General features: G+C 65.2%; 11 protein-coding genes and 1 tRNA gene. 3 read left to right on the plus strand and 9 right to left on the minus strand.

The features are described 5' to 3' along the window. Positions 1–35: 35 nt before the first annotated feature. Entirely contained in the window at positions 36–680 is a 645-nt protein-coding gene (locus CCO03_RS07730) for a class I SAM-dependent methyltransferase (protein WP_087279430.1), read from the minus strand. Positions 681–941: 261 nt separating this feature from the next. On the opposite strand from CCO03_RS07730, the gene CCO03_RS07735 reads away from it, so the two are divergent. Next, positions 942–3,425: a UvrD-helicase domain-containing protein gene (locus tag CCO03_RS07735; protein ID WP_236904081.1), complete on the plus strand. Its 2,484-nt coding sequence runs from the start codon at positions 942–944 to the stop codon at positions 3,423–3,425. 227 nt (positions 3,426–3,652) lie between these two features. Here CCO03_RS07735 and CCO03_RS19560 read toward each other — a convergent pair whose 3' ends face one another. Continuing rightward, on the minus strand, positions 3,653–4,336 hold the full coding sequence (locus CCO03_RS19560) for a histidine kinase (RefSeq protein WP_157667558.1): 684 nt from the start codon (positions 4,334–4,336) through the stop codon (positions 3,653–3,655). Positions 4,337–5,485: 1,149 nt separating this feature from the next. Between CCO03_RS19560 and CCO03_RS07745 the strand changes: the two genes are divergently transcribed. Together CCO03_RS07745 and CCO03_RS07750 are read left to right on the plus strand one after the other, a co-directional pair. After that, positions 5,486–6,259: an SDR family oxidoreductase gene (locus tag CCO03_RS07745; protein WP_087279433.1), complete on the plus strand. Its 774-nt coding sequence runs from the start codon at positions 5,486–5,488 to the stop codon at positions 6,257–6,259. 609 nt (positions 6,260–6,868) lie between these two features. Beyond that, positions 6,869–7,990 (plus strand): aldehyde dehydrogenase family protein, encoded by a 1,122-nt coding sequence (locus CCO03_RS07750; RefSeq protein WP_205690375.1) that lies wholly within the window; start codon positions 6,869–6,871, stop codon positions 7,988–7,990. A gap of 269 nt (positions 7,991–8,259) precedes the next feature. Here the strand turns inward: CCO03_RS07750 and CCO03_RS07755 are convergent. The 7 genes from CCO03_RS07755 to CCO03_RS07785 form a co-directional block, all read right to left on the minus strand. Next, positions 8,260–8,336: transfer RNA gene (locus tag CCO03_RS07755), tRNA-Pro, on the minus strand. 139 nt (positions 8,337–8,475) lie between these two features. Further along, positions 8,476–9,714 carry an acetyl-CoA C-acetyltransferase gene (locus tag CCO03_RS07760; RefSeq protein ID WP_087279436.1) on the minus strand — a complete coding sequence of 413 codons (1,239 nt, stop codon included), beginning with the start codon at positions 9,712–9,714 and terminating at the stop codon, positions 8,476–8,478. Positions 9,715–10,085: 371 nt separating this feature from the next. Then, positions 10,086–11,054 carry a Bug family tripartite tricarboxylate transporter substrate binding protein gene (locus CCO03_RS07765; RefSeq protein WP_157667559.1) on the minus strand — a complete coding sequence of 323 codons (969 nt, stop codon included), beginning with the start codon at positions 11,052–11,054 and terminating at the stop codon, positions 10,086–10,088. A 419-nt stretch (positions 11,055–11,473) separates the two neighbouring features. Further along, positions 11,474–12,382, minus strand: coding sequence for a DMT family transporter (locus CCO03_RS07770; RefSeq protein ID WP_087279442.1), 909 nt, complete (start codon positions 12,380–12,382; stop codon positions 11,474–11,476). Continuing rightward, entirely contained in the window at positions 12,379–13,257 is an 879-nt protein-coding gene (locus CCO03_RS07775) for an EamA family transporter (RefSeq protein WP_087279445.1), read from the minus strand. The genes CCO03_RS07770 and CCO03_RS07775 overlap by 4 nt, the downstream gene beginning before the upstream one ends. A 221-nt stretch (positions 13,258–13,478) precedes the next feature. Continuing rightward, complete coding sequence (locus CCO03_RS07780) at positions 13,479–15,455, minus strand: DEAD/DEAH box helicase (RefSeq protein WP_087284398.1); 1,977 nt, start codon at positions 15,453–15,455, stop codon at positions 13,479–13,481. Positions 15,456–15,803: 348 nt separating this feature from the next. Then, positions 15,804–16,757, minus strand: coding sequence for a hypothetical protein (locus tag CCO03_RS07785; protein WP_087279448.1), 954 nt, complete (start codon positions 16,755–16,757; stop codon positions 15,804–15,806). Between the last annotated feature and the right edge of the window lie 124 nt (positions 16,758–16,881).

Here is a 16,881-nt window from a genome sequence, read left to right on the forward strand (position 1 = left end):
AGGCGATGAATACTGCTGCCTGAGTGGCCAGTGAGTCAGTTCACGCGGTACGCGAGGGCCCAGTCGTGCGGCCACGTGTCAAGCTGCACGTCGCTGGCCATGCCGTGCACCTGCGCGCGCACCTCATCGGGTGTGGGAAAGGTTTTGAGTACACGGTGAGTGGTGCCATCGCTCAGGCGACGGCACTGGAAGGTGTTGCCTTCGGCATCGGTGTCGGCCAGTGGCGTGCTGCTGCCCGCCACCCAGCGGTTGTCGAGGAAGACGACGCGTGCACCGGGCCGCAGCGTGGCATGCAGGCCCCGCAGGAAGCCGGGCAGACGAGAGCGCGGCACGTGCGACCACCAGAAGCCGGCGAAGCAGGCGTCGAACGGGCAGGTCGGCAAGGTGGGTAGGGCCGGCAACGCATAGGCGTCACCCTGAACGAACTGCACCGAGGCCTGCGGCACGCGTTGGCGCGCCAGGGCCAGGGTGGCCGGGTTGGCATCGAAGGCCAGCACCTCGCGCACGTGCGGGGCGAAGCACCGCGTCCAGTAGCCGGTGCCACAGGCCACCTCCAGCACCGAGCCCTGGCCCAGCACCGGGGGCAGCCAGGCTTCGATGGCACGCCAATCGCTCTGGCGTTCGGGTTTGGCATACACCAGATCGTATTCAGGGGCGCGGGCGGCGTAGTCGTCCAACATGGGCAGGTCGTGTGGGTGACGCGGTGGCACGGGTGCCCTCGATGCTAAGCGGATGGGGCTTGCGGTGCTGCGGACCCTCACGCCTACAATGGGCGCTCACCCCCCGCCCTTGCGGCCTCAGGCCTCCAGCTGCCTGAGGTGCGGGCATGTGTTGATGAGTATGCGCCTGTTGCCGTTGATTGCATGACGGAAATCGGGGTGTACTGGGTGCCGATGTGCCATCAGCGCCACATGCGCCGCCCAGGCGCGGTTTCCATTTCCATGACCTTTGACCTGTTTTCATCGCCGGAACCCACGCCGTCTCCGGCGCCATCGCCTCTGCTGGATGGGCTGAACGCCGAGCAGGCCGCCGCCGTCACCTTGCCCGATGCGCACGCGCTGATTTTGGCCGGCGCCGGTTCGGGCAAGACGCGCGTGCTGACCACGCGCATCGCCTGGCTGCTGCACATGGGCCGCGTGTCGCCAGGCGGCATCCTGGCCGTCACCTTCACCAACAAGGCCGCGCGCGAGATGCAGGCGCGCCTGGGGGCCATGCTGCCGCTCAACATCCGCGGCATGTGGATGGGGACCTTCCACGGCTTGTGCAACCGCATGCTGCGCGCGCACCACCAGGCCGCGCAGCTGCCGGCCACGTTCCAGATCCTGGACATGCAGGACCAGCAGTCGGCCATCAAGCGGCTGATCAAGCAGTTTGGGGTCGATGAGGAGCGCTTTCCGCCCAAGCAGGTGATGTGGTTCATCAACGGCTGCAAGGAGGAGGGCATGCGGCCGGGCGATGTGTCCGTGCGCGACGAGGAGTCGCGCAAGAAGGTCGAGCTCTACCAGCTGTACCAGGACCAGTGTCAGCGCGAGGGCGTGGTGGACTTCGCCGAGCTGCTGCTGCGCAGCTACGAGCTGCTGCGCGACCACGCGCCGATCCGCGACCATTACCAGCGTCGGTTCCGCCACATCCTGGTCGACGAGTTTCAGGACACCAACCGCCTGCAGTACCTCTGGCTCAAGCAGCTGGCGGGCACGGGCAGCAGCGTGTTCGCCGTGGGTGACGACGACCAGAGCATCTACGCCTTTCGCGGCGCGCGCGTGGGCAACATGGCCGACTTCGTGCGTGAGTTCGACGTGCAGCACCAGATCAAGCTGGAGGAGAACTACCGCAGCCATGGCCACATCCTGGACTCGGCCAATGCGCTGATCGCCCACAACACCCAGCGCCTGGGCAAGAACCTGCGCACGGCGCAGGGCGCGGGCGAGCCCGTGCGCGTGTTCGAGGCGCCCAGCGACCTGGCCGAGGCGGCCTGGCTGGTGGACGAGATGAAGCACCTGTCGCGCGACGATGGCGTGCCCTTGCACGAGATCGCCGTGCTTTACCGCAGCAACGCGCAAAGCCGTGTCATCGAAACGGCGCTGGCGCAATCGGGGCTGGCCTATCGCGTGTACGGGGGCTTGCGCTTTTTCGAGCGGGCCGAGATCAAGCACGCGCTGGCCTACCTGCGTTTGCTGGAAACGCCGAGCGACGACACCAGTTTTTTGCGCGTGGTGAACTTTCCGGCGCGCGGCATCGGTGCACGCAGCATCGAGGCCCTGCAGACGCAGGCGCGGGCGCTGGGGCTGCCGCTGTACACGGCGGCCAAGGGCATGACCGGCCGGGCCGGAACGCTGCTGCAGTCGTTCGTGGCCTTGATCGAGGTCATGCGCGAGCAGGCGCAGGGCCTGTCCCTGCGCGAGGTGGTGGACCTGATGCTGGAGCAGAGCGGCCTGGTCGAGCACTACCGCGGCGAGCGCGATGGCGGCGACCGGATCGAGAACCTGCAGGAGTTGGCGTCGGCGGCCGAGGCGTTTGTGCGGCTGGAAGGCTTCCACACCGACCAGGCGGCGCTGCCGACCACGTCCGAGGGTGTGACCCTGACGCAGGGCCTGGCCAGCCAGGGCCTCAGCGGCGACGCGTTGGATCAAGCGATGCTGGAATCGCGCGATGCGCCGGGCGGCCAACCCGCGCCCGACTACGTCGACCTGGACACCGGCGAGACGCTGTCGCCGCTGGCCGCGTTTTTGACGCATGCCGCGCTGGAAGCTGGTGACAACCAGGCGCAGGCGGGGCAGGACGCGGTGCAGCTGATGACCGTGCATGCCAGCAAGGGGCTGGAGTTCGACGTGGTGTTCATCACGGGGCTGGAAGAGGGGCTGTTTCCGCATGAAAACAGTGCCGCCGACACGGCGGGGCTGGAAGAGGAGCGGCGCCTGATGTACGTCGCCATCACGCGTGCACGCCAACGGCTGTACCTGTCGCACACCCAGACGCGTTTGCTGCATGGCCAGTCGCGCTACAACTTCCGCAGCCGCTTCCTCGACGAAGTGCCCAGCGAATGCGTGCAGTGGCTCACCCCCAAGAGCGGCGGGTTCGGGTCGGGCGTGGGCGCCAGCCTGGCGCATGGCGGCCAGTACGGGCGCATGCCGGCCTGGAGCAAAGACAGCGGTTTCGGGCGCAGCGCCTCGAATGCCTACCCGGGCCAGCCGGCCTGGAGCGCCCCCAACCTGACGAATGCCCCCCTGGAACGCCCGCCGGTGCAGACCAGCGCCGGGCAGGCGCTGCGCGCGGGCATGCAGGTGTTCCACAACAAGTTTGGCGAAGGCAAGGTGCTGGCGGTGGAGGGCAGCGGCACCGATGGCAAAGCGCAGGTCAGCTTCACGCGCCATGGCACCAAATGGCTGTCGCTGGCCGTGGCCAAGTTGACGGTGGTGGAGACCTGACGGCACTCCCGCGGGTTGCAACGTGGACAGGTCTGATGACCGCTGAAGGAAGCCCGGTTGTGACGCAAGGCGGTCGCGCGGCCAAATCCTGCCACCTGACCAACTCGGCGCAAAAAAGCCGCCCGGGAGGGCGGCTGTGCAGTGGGGCCATGGCGTGGGACGAGTGCCACGCCGTGCGCTGGGGGCGTTGTCCATGGCAGAGACAGGCCTGGGCCAATGGGAACGCTTCATCGCAGTGGTGGCAGGCCCAGCCGCGCACGGATGATGGGATCCGTGTACTGCTGCGCGGCTTGCGTGTCGGTTGCCACGGGTTGGGCATCGGCCGGCAGCGCGGTCGCAACATGGGTGCCGGGGCAGGGCGTGCCAGCCGCTTCCATCGCCTTGGCGATTTCAGCCTTTTGGCACAAGCGTGCCCGCGCAGCCCCGGGGAGACCTGCGGCGCGCAGGGCTTCGGCGTCGTAGCGCATGTCGCAGCTCGGATCTGTCCAGGTGGAGCCAAACGAAATGCCGAAGGACACGCCCTGGGCCCCCGCGCTGGTTGAGCCCATGCAGGTGCCGTTGCTGGCGGCCAAGGGCGCCGCGTAGGCGGTGGCGACGGGGTTGCGCGCCTGCGCCTCGTACATCACGGTGTCGCCGTTCACCGTCATGCTGTTGGCCTGCGTTTGTGGACCGCCGGTCAGGGTGTTGCCACCACTGTTGGCAGACGATGAGCCACCGGCACCCCCGTAGCCGCTGCCGCCTGCACCGCCGGATCCGCCGTAGCCGCCTGCGCCACCGGATCCTCCCAGGCCGCCCGCACCGCCCGCGCCGCCGGATCCACCGGTTGCGAAGGCCCCGTTGATGTTGCGGTTGGCGCTGTTGCCGGAACCGATGACGGCGGAGTTGGACGAGGAGTTGCCGGAATCTCGCACGCTACCGCCTGTGGCGTTGCCGCCCTGGCCGATTCCAACCCCTATGCCCACACCCACGCCGGTGCCGCTACCGCCTGCGCCGCCATGGTTTGTGGTGCCTGGAGGAGGCGAGGGAGGGGGTGAGGGCGGAGGAGGTGGGGTGCCGCAACCATTGGTCTGCTGCCCCACGCCACAGCCTCCGTTACCGCCTCCGTTGTTGCCGGGAGCGGCGCTGGCCGCATTGCAGATGGTGACCAGTGCCGTCAGGAAAAGAATGACGTTTTTCATGATGATGGTCGTTTGAAGTCCCTCGAAGTCCGCGAGGTCGGATCGGACGGCGTCCGGTGCAATCGGCTGTCACGCGATTGGGGCGGATGCTGTCGGTGTGGGGTCGAACGGCGACCGGCCGTTGTGCTGGTGACTTGCTGAGGGGGCCAGACCTGACGACCACAGTCAAGCTGACGATGTGCGGGAGAACCACGCGTCACGATCGCTGCGGCTCGCCATGAGCCATGGCAGGCCACGCTAATCGTTGGCGTCGTGTGTGGTGTGTCCCATGGGCCCCTCGTCGGGTGGCGTTGTGGCGATCAGGACAGTTTCAAATACGGGGTATTTGGCAAGAGCCGAATCCAACGCTGGAACATGGCGCACAAGGTGCTGTGGCTTGGCGACCAGCCTTGGCCATGCGTGGCTGGTGCAGACGTTGAGGCCGAAGTCAGCGACTCGGGTTCTCCCCATCAACCTGGCATCAGGGTGAGGAGCGTCCTTGGAAGGTCCACATCTGTTCAAACAGGTGCTGTAAGCGGCTGTGGGATTCGTGACCGCATATTGCTACCAACGCTGCATCGGGTCAATACAAGGGATGCCTTGAGGCGAAGAGGCAGGGCGTTTCTCACGCCTGATCATGCTCCCCAGAGACGAACCCTGCGTGGAGAGGCGCTCTTCGAAGATCCCAATAAGACCGCTCCAACCTGCTGTTCGAGGCCTTGCCGTTCACGAAGGTTGAATGTCATTGTCATTGAATGTCAATCAATTAATCAATTGGGATTAAATTTTCGCGCTGCTCAAGACCCATGGCCTGAAAATCGGTGGGGCATTCAACAATTCATTGCATTTCGCGCTGCTTCTGCCGTATGGTGTGTTGCCTTTTAACCATCTCAGGGAGTCAGCATGGCAGATCATTCCATCCGGGGCAAAGTCGCACTCATCGCCGGTGGCGGTAAAAATTTGGGCGGCTTGATCGCTCGTGATTTGGCACAGCAAGGCGCCAAGGCCGTGGCCATTCACTACAACAGTGCGTCCAGCAAAGCTGAGGCGGATGCCACGGTGGCGGCTGTTCAGCAAGCAGGCGCCAAAGCCGTGGCCATTCAGGGCGAGCTGACCCAGGCTGGGGCGATGGCAAAGCTGTTTGAGCAAGCCATTGCCGCTGTGGGGCGTCCCGACATCGCCATCAACACGGTGGGTAAAGTGCTCAAGAAGCCTTTGGTGGACATCAGCGAGGCTGAATATGACGAAATGACCGCTGTCAATTCCAAAGCGGCTTTCTTTTTCTTGAAAGAAGCCGGCAAACACGTGAATGACAATGGCAAGGTCTGCACCTTGGTCACCTCGCTGCTGGGGGCGTTCACGCCGTTTTATGCCGCCTACGCAGGGACCAAGGCGCCCGTGGAACATTTCACACGCGCGGCAGCCAAGGAGTTTGGGGCGCGTGGTATCTCGGTCACGGCCGTAGGCCCTGGCCCCATGGACACGGGCTTCTTTTACCCGGCCGAAAGTGCCGAGGCTCAGGCTTATCACAAAACAGCCGCAGCGCTCTCGGGCTTCACACCCACAGGCCTGACGCACATCGAAGATGTGGTGCCCTTCATTCGCCACTTGGTCAGCGACGGGTGGTGGATCACCGGGCAGACGCTGCTGATCAATGGCGGCTATACCACCAAGTAGTTGGCTGATTGTCATGAAAGCCGTCTGATATTTAAGGCGGCTTTTTTGTGGGTTTTGGATCTGTGCCGGCGTGAACATGAAAATATCATGCGCCGTGTGTCGGTGCGGTGAATCGACACTCAAGCTTGGATCCTGCTGGCTGATGCGGGCCATTTTTAGTGCCAAGGTATTAAGGCCTGTCGTTCGCTGATGGCAGCCTGTTTACATTCGCCTGAGTCGTTCTTATGCTGCACCGGTCATTCATGAACCGCGCGTTGGTTGGTGACTGCTGTACGCAGCCATTGGCCATGTTGTGACCCATAGAAATGCGCATTGTTTTACATCCTGGCCATTGTGGCTTTGAGGAGGTACTGTGCCCAATCGTTTCGCCCCCATCCTTGAAGCGCAACAGTCGCATTTCCTCAGTGACGCCACGAAGTCACCCGCGTGGCGCATCGATCAACTGGACCGCATGGCGCGGATGTTGACCGAGCACCAGCAGGCCTTCTGTGATGCGCTTTATCAGGACTTTCACAAGCCGCCCTTCGAGCAATTGTTCGAGATCACCGTGCCACTGGGCGTCATTCGCTACTACCGTGAGCACTTGAGCGAGTTGATGGCCCGCAAGACGTGCCTATTCCTTCGGGGCTCGAATCGGAAGGGTATCGAGGCGTCATTCACAAAGAACCTTACGGCTCGACCCTGGTCATCGGTCCTTTCAACGCCCCGGTGCTTTTGCTCCTGGACCCGGCCATCGCTGCATTGGCGGCCGGTAACCCCGTGGTGCTCAAGCCCGCCAACACCACGCCGACGGTGGCCGCGTTGTTCCAGAAGTTGATTCCTGAGTACTTTGCGCCCGAGGCCGTCGCCATCGTCACCGGCGGGCGTTCAGAAATCGCCGAACTGCTGGAACTGCCCTTTGATTTCATTTTCTTCACAGGCAGTGCCGCTGTCGGCAAGGTGGTGATGCGGGCAGCAGCTGAGCACCTCACGCCCGTCATCCTGGAGCTCGGCGGTCAAAATCCGACCGTTGTGGACGCATCCGCCAACCTGGACGTGGCTGTGGACCAGATTGCCTGGGGACACAATGCCATTTCTGGCCAATGGTGTATTGCGCCAGGCTATGTGTACGTGCACCGTTCCATTGCCGACGACTTCATCGCGCGCCTCAAGCGGTCGATCACGGCGATGTATGGTGAGGACCCCAGCCTCAGTCCGGATTTTGCCCGCATGATCAGCGAGCATGATGCCGGGCGCGTGGTGTCTTACATTCAACCCGAGAAGGTGGTGCATGGCGGTCGCTTCGACGTGCAGGCGCGCTATGTGGAGCCAACGATTCTGTACCCCAGCACCTGGGATGATCCAGCGATGCAGCAAGAGATTTTCGGTCCGGTTCTGCCTGTGCTGCCCTACGATGATCTGAGTGAGGTCATCGACACCATCAAGCGCAAACCCAAAGCCTTGGCGGCTTACATCTTCAGCAAGAACCAGGTGGACATTGATCGCTTCCTGAAGAGCGTGTCCTTTGGCGGTGGGTGTGTGAACCAGACCAACCTTCATTGCTGGATTGACAGCTTGCCCTTTGGTGGTGTGGGGATGAGCGGCATGGGCAAATACTACGGAAAGGCGGGATTCGACGCCTTGTCCAACACAAAATCACTGCTCATTGGCAACCCGGACAAGCTGCTGGATGTGTTTCCTCCCTATGCAGGCAAGGACATCGCGCGCAATTTGAGTGTGTTTGCCGGCTGAGTCATGCGGAGTGCGTGGCGCTTTCGAGAGAGCAATGCCTGACTTGTCGACCGAGATGGCCAAGGTCCGGGGGGCGCTTCCGCGATCTACACACCAAAGCGTTGAACGACGTGAGGCAGAGCGGCTGGGTAGGGCCCGGTGTGGCCCGAAAAGCCAGGACCATGGAGGTGCACGCCGCTCACTGACGGATGATGAATCCGCTCATGCCTGTGAAAGGCGTTGACCAGACAAAAGGGCTTAGCTCTTTCGAGCTAAGCCCTTGAATCAATTGGTCGGAGCGGCGGGATTCGAACTCGCGACCCTCTGCTCCCAAAGCAGATGCGCTACCAGACTGCGCTACGCTCCGACGAAGCTGGCATTCTACTCTGAAATTTGATGAATCTGCCGAAGTGCTTCATCATTTCTCAGTGGACATTGGTGGAGTACATCGAAATCACCATCGATGCCCTCACGCCACGCCCCCAGACATGGCGCGAGAACCCGGATCAGACGCGCTCGATGATGATCGCCGGGGCCATGCCGCCAGCAGCGCACATCGTGACCAGACCACGCTTCAGATCGCGGCGTTCCAGCTCGTCCAGTACCGTACCGATCAGCAGCGAACCCGTTGCGCCGATGGGGTGGCCCAGGGCCATGGCGCCGCCGTTGACGTTGACCTTGTCGCGGTTCAGCTTCAGGTCACGGATGAACTTCTCGGCCACCACGGCGAAGGCTTCGTTGATTTCCCACAGGTCGATGTCGTCCACCGTCAGGCCGGCCTTGGCCAGCACCTTGCGGGCAGCAGGCACGGGAGCGTTCAGCATCAGGGTGGCGCTGTCGCCCACGTTGGCCATGGCCACGATGCGCGCGCGGGGCTTGAGGCCGCGCTTCTTGATGTAGTCGCCCGAAGCCAGCAGCAAGCCACCCGAGCCGTCCACCACGCCCGAGCTGTTGCCGGCATGGTGCACATAGTTGATGTTCAGCTCAGGGAAGACCTTGCGGATCATGCCGGCGTAGGTGTTGCCGAATTCATCGATGGGCTTTTCCGCCATCACTTCAAAAGCGGGCTTGAGCGAGGCCAGGCCTTCGAGCGTCGTTTGCGGACGAGGGAACTCTTCGTGGGCCAGCGCCACGCTGCCGTCTTCGTTGAGCACGGGCACCAGGCTGCGTTCAAAGCGATTTTCGGCAATGGCTTTGGCGGCACGCTGCTGGCTTTCATAGGCCAGCTCATCCAGCGCGCTGCGGGGAATGCCTTCCAACGTGGCGATGGCATCGGCGCACACGCCTTGGTGCGACTGCGGCACGGTGTTGCGCAGGTGCAGGTTGCCCGCATCCATCAGGTTGGGCTTGGTTGGGTCCGCCAGCGTGGCGGTGTAGCTCATCATTTCGCAGCCGCCTGCGATGACCAAATCTTCAAAGCCGGCAGCCACGGTGGCGGCGGCGAAGTTCACCGCGGTGATGCCCGAACCGCAGAAGCGGTCCAGGGTGACGCCGCTGGCCTTTGGGTTGTAGCCAGCGTCGAGCAGGGCCATGCGGGCCATGTCGCGGCTTTGTTTGCCTTGCTGGGTCGAGGTGCCCCAGATCACGTCGTCGACTTCGGCCGTGTCAATCTGGTTGCGCTCGGCCAGGGCCTTCAGCACCGTGGCGGCCAGGTGCTGGGGGTGGAAGTCGGCCAGGGCACCTTTGCCCACTTTGCCAATGCCGCGAGGGGTGCGGCAAGCGTCGATGATGTATGCGTCGGACATGGTTGGATCTAGTGTGTTGCGAACGTTGCGAGCCTAGCCCAGCTTGGCGGCCTCGTCATTCTCCAAGGTGACCTGCCGCCTGAAAAGCGACCGCGTTGCCAGGCCTTTGCCGCATGAGTGCCGAATGATTGGCAAAGGTATATGCAAGTTCTCGTTGATGAAGCGAGGAATCTGAATGAATACTGGCAAATGAGTGAGGCAATGCATGCAATGGGAAATGTGCTTTGCGGACCTGAACGCACCCTTTGCGTACGCCACGACGCGGCCAAACAGTTCGCGCGGCTGCCAGCCTCCGCCTGGAGTGGCAAGGGGACCGAGCCGCAGCAAGAAGCCCGCTGGTGCGGGCTCTTTGCTGGCAGGCGGGGTGTCGCTTACTCCACTTTCACACCCAGTTCGCGCACGTACTTGCCTTCCTCGGCGTAAAGGTCGTGCGCATAGCGCGTGTAGGTGGGGCTGTCCATGAACAGGGCAGGTTGGTCGTCGCGCATCAGCATGCGCTTGAAGTCGGAGTCTTGCGAGGCCTTTTGGAACGCGTCCTGCAGCACCTGGATGATTTTGGGGTCCATGCCGGCCGGGCCCCCAATGCCCCAGGAGCTTTTGGCCACCAGGTCGAAGCCCTGCTCGCGCAAGGTGGGGGTGTCAGGCCGGCTGGGGACGCGGTCGGCCAGGAAAATGCCCAGCGAACGCAGCTTGCCGCCGTTCACGTGGGTGCCGAAGGCGGCCTCGGGGCTGAAATCGACGTGGCCGCCCAGCACGGCCGAGAAGATCTCCGTCGAGCTTTTGAACGGCACCATGTTGAACTGGGCGCCGGTCATCTTCTCCAGGCGCAGCATCATGAGGTGGCTGGTGCCGCCCTTGCCCGTGGTGCCGTAGCTGAGCTTGCCGGGGTTGGCCCTGCCGAAGGCGACGAGGTCTTTCACCGACTTGAACGGCGATTCTTGCGGCACGGTGATGCCGAAGGTGTAGGCCGTGATGTTGGCGATGTAGGTGAAGTCCTTGAGCGGGTCGAACGGCACCTTTTGCAGGTGCGGCAGGCGGAACAGCGTTGCCGGCGTCATGCACAGGCTGTAGCCGTCGGGCGCAGCGCGCTGCGCGACCTGCGAGGCCCCGAGTGTGGCCGACAGGCCGGGGCGGTTCTCGATGACGATGCTCTGACCCAGCGCCATGCTCGCTGCCTTGGCCAGCGCACGGGCTTGCACGTCGGTGCCCCCACCGGCACCGAAGCCGACCACCAGGGTGATGGGCTTGCTGGGGAACACATCGGCGGCACGCAGGCTGGGGGCGGCCATCAGGGGGGCCATGCCCATCAGGGCGGCGGCACGGCGGCGGGTCATGGGCATGCAGGTCTCCTGGATGAGTGAGGACCGCATGCTCGGGCCGAGCCGATGCGCGTGCCACCGGGCAAACCCGCCTGGCCGCGGTGACGAATCACCCAAGGGACATGGTGCTGTGCTTGGAGGCGGAGCCTCACCTCGACCCAGCCAACGCGTGAGGTCATGGAGTCCGATCCGCTGTCAGCGGCACGTGCGGGCCACAGAACGCATGGGTTCGACACCCCAACCAGGTGCGTGCAACAGGCGGTGCCTGTTGTGTGGTGATAATTCTTGAAGGGGTATACCCAGCTTTCCGTTAACAAGAAAACGAGAGGCGCGCCATACCCATCATTTCCGTACAAACGCTGGCTTTCATCGGCGTAGCTGCCAGGGGCTGACGCGCGTGGCCCAGGCGATACGTGGCCCACAGCGTGCGGACGAGGGCGTCAGCGCCGGCCGCGGTTCATCAGGGCGGTGCCGGCCACCGCCAGGACGCCGCCGGCAATGGTGGCGGCATCGATGTATTCGCCCAGCAGCAGGGCCGAGCTGACCACGCCGACCACGGGCACCAGCGTGATGTAGCCCGCGGCCGCCCCGGCGCCCAGGGCCTTCACGCCGTCGAAGTACCAGGCATAGGCGATGGCGGTGGCGCCCAGCGCCAGGAACAGCAGGGCTTGCCAGGCGGCCGCGCCAGACTGAAGGGCGGCGCCAAACCCGGCCGGGCCCTCGACCACCAGGCTGGCCGCGGTGAGCAAGGCTGCGCCCAGCGTCGCGGTGACGGCGGTGGTGGCCAGCGCATCGACCCCGACCAGCAGCCAGCGGCCCAGCAGCGTGTACACCACCCAGCACAGCACGCAGCCCACGATCAGCAGTTCGCCACGCCCGACAGCCCCTTGCAGCAGCAACCACGGTTGGCCGTGCGAGATGACGATGACCGCCCCCAGGGCCGCAATCGCCATGCCCAGGCCGATCGTGCGGTTGATGCGCTCGCGAAACAGCCAGCTCGCGGCCACCAGCGTGATGACGGGGTTCAGGGTGACGATCAGGGCGGCCTTGCCCGCGGGCAGGTGCTGCAGGCCCATCAAAAAGCACAGCGCATAGCCGAACACCCCGGTCAGTGCCGCCGCGGTCATGCCCAGCCACAGCCGTCCGTCCCAGGCGCGCAACAACCCAAGCCCCCGCGTGCGGTGCAGCCAGATCAACAACACGGCGCTGGCCATCAGAAAGCGCAGCGCCGCCGCAGCCATGGGCGGCATGGCCTGGGCCACGACGCGGCCGGCGGGCCACGAGGCGCCCCAGAGCACCACCATGCCCAGCAGGCGCAGGTGCGGGGCCCAGTGGACGGCGCTGCTCATGGCGCCTCCACGCGCTGCCGCATGCCGGTGCTGGCCGTGATGGCGCAGCCGATGGAGGCAGCCATCACGCAGGCGATCGCCAGCCACTGGAACGCGGTCAGGCGCTCGTGCAGCAGCACCCAGCCCAGCATCGCCGCCATGGCGGGCTCGGTGCTGGTCAGCACGCCGAACGTCTCTTTGGGCAGGCGCTGCAGCGCGAACATTTCCAGCGAAATGGGGATGGCGCTGGACACGATGGCCACCCCCAGCGCGAACACCAGCAGGCCCGGGTCCAGCAGCAGGGGGCCTGCATGCCACACGCCCACCGGCACCACCACCAGCGCTGCAAAGCACATGCCCCAGGCCACCACGGCGCCGCCCGGCAAAGTGCCGGCCCGCTTGCCATAGACGATGTAGGCGGCCCAGAACACCGCCGCGCCCAGCGCGTAGGCAACGCCCGAGGGGTCCAGGGCCTGATCGGCGCCTTGCCAGGGCAGCAGCAAGCAGAGGCCGACCACCGCCAGCGCGATCCACACGGCATCCAGGCGCCGCCGCATGCCCATCAAGGCCACCGCCAGCGGCCCGGTGAATTCGATCGCCACCGCCAGTCCGAACGGGATGGTGCGGATGGCCATGTAGAACAGCAGGTTCATCAACCCGAGCGCCAGGCCGTACTGCATGACGGCGCGCCAGTCGCTGCGGGTGAGCCGCCAGCGCCACGGCCGGAAGATCAGCGTCAGCACCAGGGCCGAGAAGCCCACGCGCAGCCCGCTGGTGCCTTGTGCGCCGATGAGCGGGAACAGCTGCTTGGCGAACGAGGTGCCCAGGCCCAGGGCCGCGACCGAGCCCAACACAGCAGCCGTGGCGATCAACACCTGGCGCGATGACGAGGACATGGGGAGCAGCCTTTTGGAAAAAACGAGAGTATGCCGCCATGCCCGTTGATCATTGAGCGGGAATGGTGGCATACCCCAATAAAAACGAAACGCCCTCAAAGAGGGCGCATGGGGCTGGAGCAGCCGGTGGGGCAGGTGGACGACAGGCCATCTGCCGGGTTGCTCCTCAAAGGCTCAGCGCGCATCGCAGGGCGGCACGCGCATCACCTGGGTGGACGGATTCAGCGGCCGTTGAGCGAACGCCAGCCGTTGCCGCCGCCGTTGCTGCTTCCGCCGCCACCACCACCGCCACTGCGCGAACGGCTGCGGCCACGGCCGCCGCCATTGCCCGCGCCGCCACCGAAGTGGTTGCCGCCACGGTTGCCGCCGGCACCGCCGCCGCCGCCATAGCGCTTGCCGGCGCCCATGGCATCGATGCTGGTGCGCATCGGATCCGGCTGCGAACCCGGCGCGGCCGGACGGCGCACGCCGTTGCTGCGGCGGTTGTGCAGGTTGGTTTGCAACGGGTCGACGTTGCGTGGCAGGCGTTCCAGATCGGGATCGTAGTCCTCGTCGAAGTCGGCGCGTTCACGGGGCTGGGCGCGCTGACCGTCGTTGCGGTCCTGGCCATAGGGCGCGCGGCTGCGGCGGTTGCGACCGCCGCCCTCGCCATCGGCGCGAGGCTCGCGCATCGGTGCGTGGCCGGCTTCGCCATCAACGCGCTCCTGGAAGTCGGCGCGCGGTGCCGCGCTGCCGCCGGCACCATTGCCGCGGCGGCGGCTGCGGTTGTGGCCCTGGCCCGGACGGCCATCGGCGCTGGCAGCCTGGCCGGCATTGCCACGCGCCGGGCGTTGGGCGTTGCCGCGTGCCGGGCGCTGGCCGTCGGCTTCCGCGTCGCCATCGGCACGCTTGGGCTTTTGCCCTTGCGTGGCCTTGTTGTCGCGGATGCGCTGCATCATTTCCTGGCGCGCGGCCTTGGCGGCAGCGGCCATCACGTCGCGGCTGGGCGGCTTGCCCAGGCCGCCCCACAGGGTCTGGCGTCCCATGGCGATGGGTTCGGCGCGCTCGCCTTCTTCGGGGCCGAAGCCGTCGAGCATCTGGGCGGGGATCTCCTGCTTGGTGAAGCGTTCGATCTCCATCATGAAGCCTTCTTCGTCCATGCAGACCAAGCTCACGGCGTGTCCATCGGCGCCGGCGCGGCCGGTGCGGCCGATGCGGTGCACGTAGTCTTCCGGCACGTTGGGAATTTCGTAGTTCACGACGTGCGGCAGGTCTTCGATGTCGATGCCACGGGCGGCGATGTCGGTCGCCACCAGCGCGCGCAACTCACCGCTCTTGAAGCCGGCCAGGGCCTGCGTGCGGGCGGTCTGGCTCTTGTTGCCGTGCAAGGCCATGGCCTGTACGCCGTTCTTGGTCAGGTACTCGGCCACGCTGTTGGCACCGTACTTGGTGCGCGTGAAGACCAGCACCTGGCTCCAGTTGTGCTGCTCGATGATGGACAGCAAGGCAGCCTTTTTCTTGCCGCGGCCCACCGGGTGGATGAGCTGCGTGATGCGCTGCACCGTCGTGTTGGGCGGCGTCACCTGGATGCTCTTGGGCGAGTGCAGCAGGCCGTTGGCCAGCTCGCGGATCTCGTTGCTGAAGGTGGCCGAGAACAGCAGGCTTTGCTTGTCCTTGGGCAGCAGCTTGAGCACCTTCTTCACGTCGTGGATGAAGCCCATGTCCAGCATGCGGTCGGCTTCGTCCAGCACCAGGATTTCGACCGTGGACAGGTCGAGGTAGCCCTGGTCCTGCAGGTCGAGCAGGCGACCCGGTGTGGCCACCAGCACGTCCACGCCCTTGGCGAGGCGGTCGATCTGCGGCTTCATGCCCACGCCGCCGAAGATCACGGTGGAGTTCAGCTGGGGCAGGTTCTTGCAATAGGCGCGGACGTTGTCGTCGATCTGTGCGGCCAGCTCGCGCGTGGGGGTCAGCACCAGGGCGCGCACGGCCTTGCCGCCGAATTTGCTCTTGCCGGCGGCTTGCTGGCTCAGCTTGTTCAGCAAGGGCAGGGCGAAGGCGGCTGTTTTGCCGGTGCCGGTCTGGGCGCCGGCCAGCAGATCATGGCCTTCCAGAACCAGGGGAATGGCTTGCGCTTGAATCGGAGTCGGGGCGTCGTAGCCCATGTCGCGCACGGCGTCCAGGATGGCTGGCGCCAGATTCAAATCATCAAATGTCATGTTGGAGCGCCACAACCGATTTTTGTTTTGGGCGCGGGTGCCAGGGTCATGGCCGGCTTCTTGCGTTGGAAGACTGGTCAGTGTCAAACCCGGGCGGTTTCAAAAATGGGAGCCGGAATGTGCTTCTTCGTCCCCAGCCGATTGCTGTGATCGCGAGCTCACTGCGGTTCGCGACCCATGCATTGTGACACAGGCGTGGACAGGTCTTGTGGCGCTGCCGTGTTTTCCGCGCGGCGCCAGGGTTGACGCCGGTTTGCGGAGGGTGCTGCCGCTGACGGGGCGACCGGCCGTGGGATGGTCCGCCCATGCGGGCGCATGGCCGCCGGGTGGTCGCTGCGGCCCGTGCCGTCAGACCGTGAGGCCGAGTTCGCGCGCGTCGCGTTCGTAGTGCGGGTACGAGGCTTTCATCACCGCGCTGTTCAGGATCATCTCGGCCACCAGCGTGCGGCTGGGCAGCTCGAACACCCGGGTGCGGATCCAGGCCGACTCGGTGCGCGCGCTCTCGCTCAGGGCGATGATTTCGCGCTCCAGCGCATAGTCCTGGTCCACGAACAGCGGGCCTTGGATCAGGCGGATCTGCTGCCCTGCGAACAGGCCCACGGCCGGTGACCGCCCCTTGAGCTTGGCCTCCATGGTGGTGCTGCCCAGCAGCACGCTGATCATCTCCGTTGGGATGATGGGGCGGCCCCACGGCGACTGGGCACCGCCCTCGGGCGTGTACCAGGGGCAGGGCTCGGTGATGACCTTGAGCTTGTCGGCCAGCGTGAAGGGGTAGTGGTCGCCCATGTGCTGGTGGAAGCCCATGCGGATGGTCTCGGGCGCGGCGCCACGTTGGCCGACCTTCAGGTCGCGGTTGATCACCAGGCCGGTGGGCGGACGCAGCTTGGCGATGCGCTGCTCCAGTTCATGGGGCTGCGTGGACGCGCCGACCGAGGCCGTGCCGGTGAGCACCGGCGTGCCATCGGCCTTCTCGGCATGGATGCGCACAAAGGTCGCGCCGGGCGTCGGCTGCTCCACGAAGGCACGCACCGATTCGCCTTCGACCACCATGGTCTGGTAATGCGCGCTGATGCAGCCGGTCTCGAACCACTGCTGGCCAAACACCTGCACCAGCAGTGGGTCGAACTGGCTGAAATGCGTGGGGCCTTCGATGGGGCCCGCGCGCAGGCCCAGGTTTTCGGCCGTGGCGTCGTCGTGGATGGACTTGTGGCCGTCGTAGGTCTGCTCGGCCAGCATCTGGCGCGGCTGACGCAGCGGGCCGCACAGGCTCAGGGGAGTGGAAAACGGCGAGGCGAGGGTCATGGCGAAGTCCGCTGAGTGGGTGAGGCGAAGATGGTGAAGCGTCGGGTCCGGCCCCCTTGTCTCATGCGCAACTGAGCGCCGCGTGGCCGGTGCGCCTGCCCGCCAGACCCTTCATCTGCAGCTT

The organism is Comamonas serinivorans (assembly GCF_002158865.1).
Lineage (GTDB): Bacteria > Pseudomonadota > Gammaproteobacteria > Burkholderiales > Burkholderiaceae_C > Comamonas_E > Comamonas_E serinivorans.

Excerpts from the sequence above, each read along its gene's own strand:
- CCO03_RS07730 (WP_087279430.1), bottom strand. The coding sequence starts at position 680 with ATGTTGGACGACTACGCCGCCCGCGCCCCTGAATACGATCTGGTGTAT.
- CCO03_RS07735 (WP_236904081.1), top strand. The coding sequence starts at position 942 with ATGACCTTTGACCTGTTTTCATCGCCGGAACCCACGCCGTCTCCGGCG.
- CCO03_RS07745 (WP_087279433.1), top strand. The coding sequence starts at position 5,486 with ATGGCAGATCATTCCATCCGGGGCAAAGTCGCACTCATCGCCGGTGGC.
- CCO03_RS07760 (WP_087279436.1), bottom strand. The coding sequence starts at position 9,714 with ATGTCCGACGCATACATCATCGACGCTTGCCGCACCCCTCGCGGCATT.
- CCO03_RS07765 (WP_157667559.1), bottom strand. The coding sequence starts at position 11,054 with ATGCCCATGACCCGCCGCCGTGCCGCCGCCCTGATGGGCATGGCCCCC.
- CCO03_RS07770 (WP_087279442.1), bottom strand. The coding sequence starts at position 12,382 with ATGAGCAGCGCCGTCCACTGGGCCCCGCACCTGCGCCTGCTGGGCATG.
- CCO03_RS07775 (WP_087279445.1), bottom strand. The coding sequence starts at position 13,257 with ATGTCCTCGTCATCGCGCCAGGTGTTGATCGCCACGGCTGCTGTGTTG.
- CCO03_RS07780 (WP_087284398.1), bottom strand. The coding sequence starts at position 15,455 with ATGACATTTGATGATTTGAATCTGGCGCCAGCCATCCTGGACGCCGTG.
- CCO03_RS07785 (WP_087279448.1), bottom strand. The coding sequence starts at position 16,757 with ATGACCCTCGCCTCGCCGTTTTCCACTCCCCTGAGCCTGTGCGGCCCG.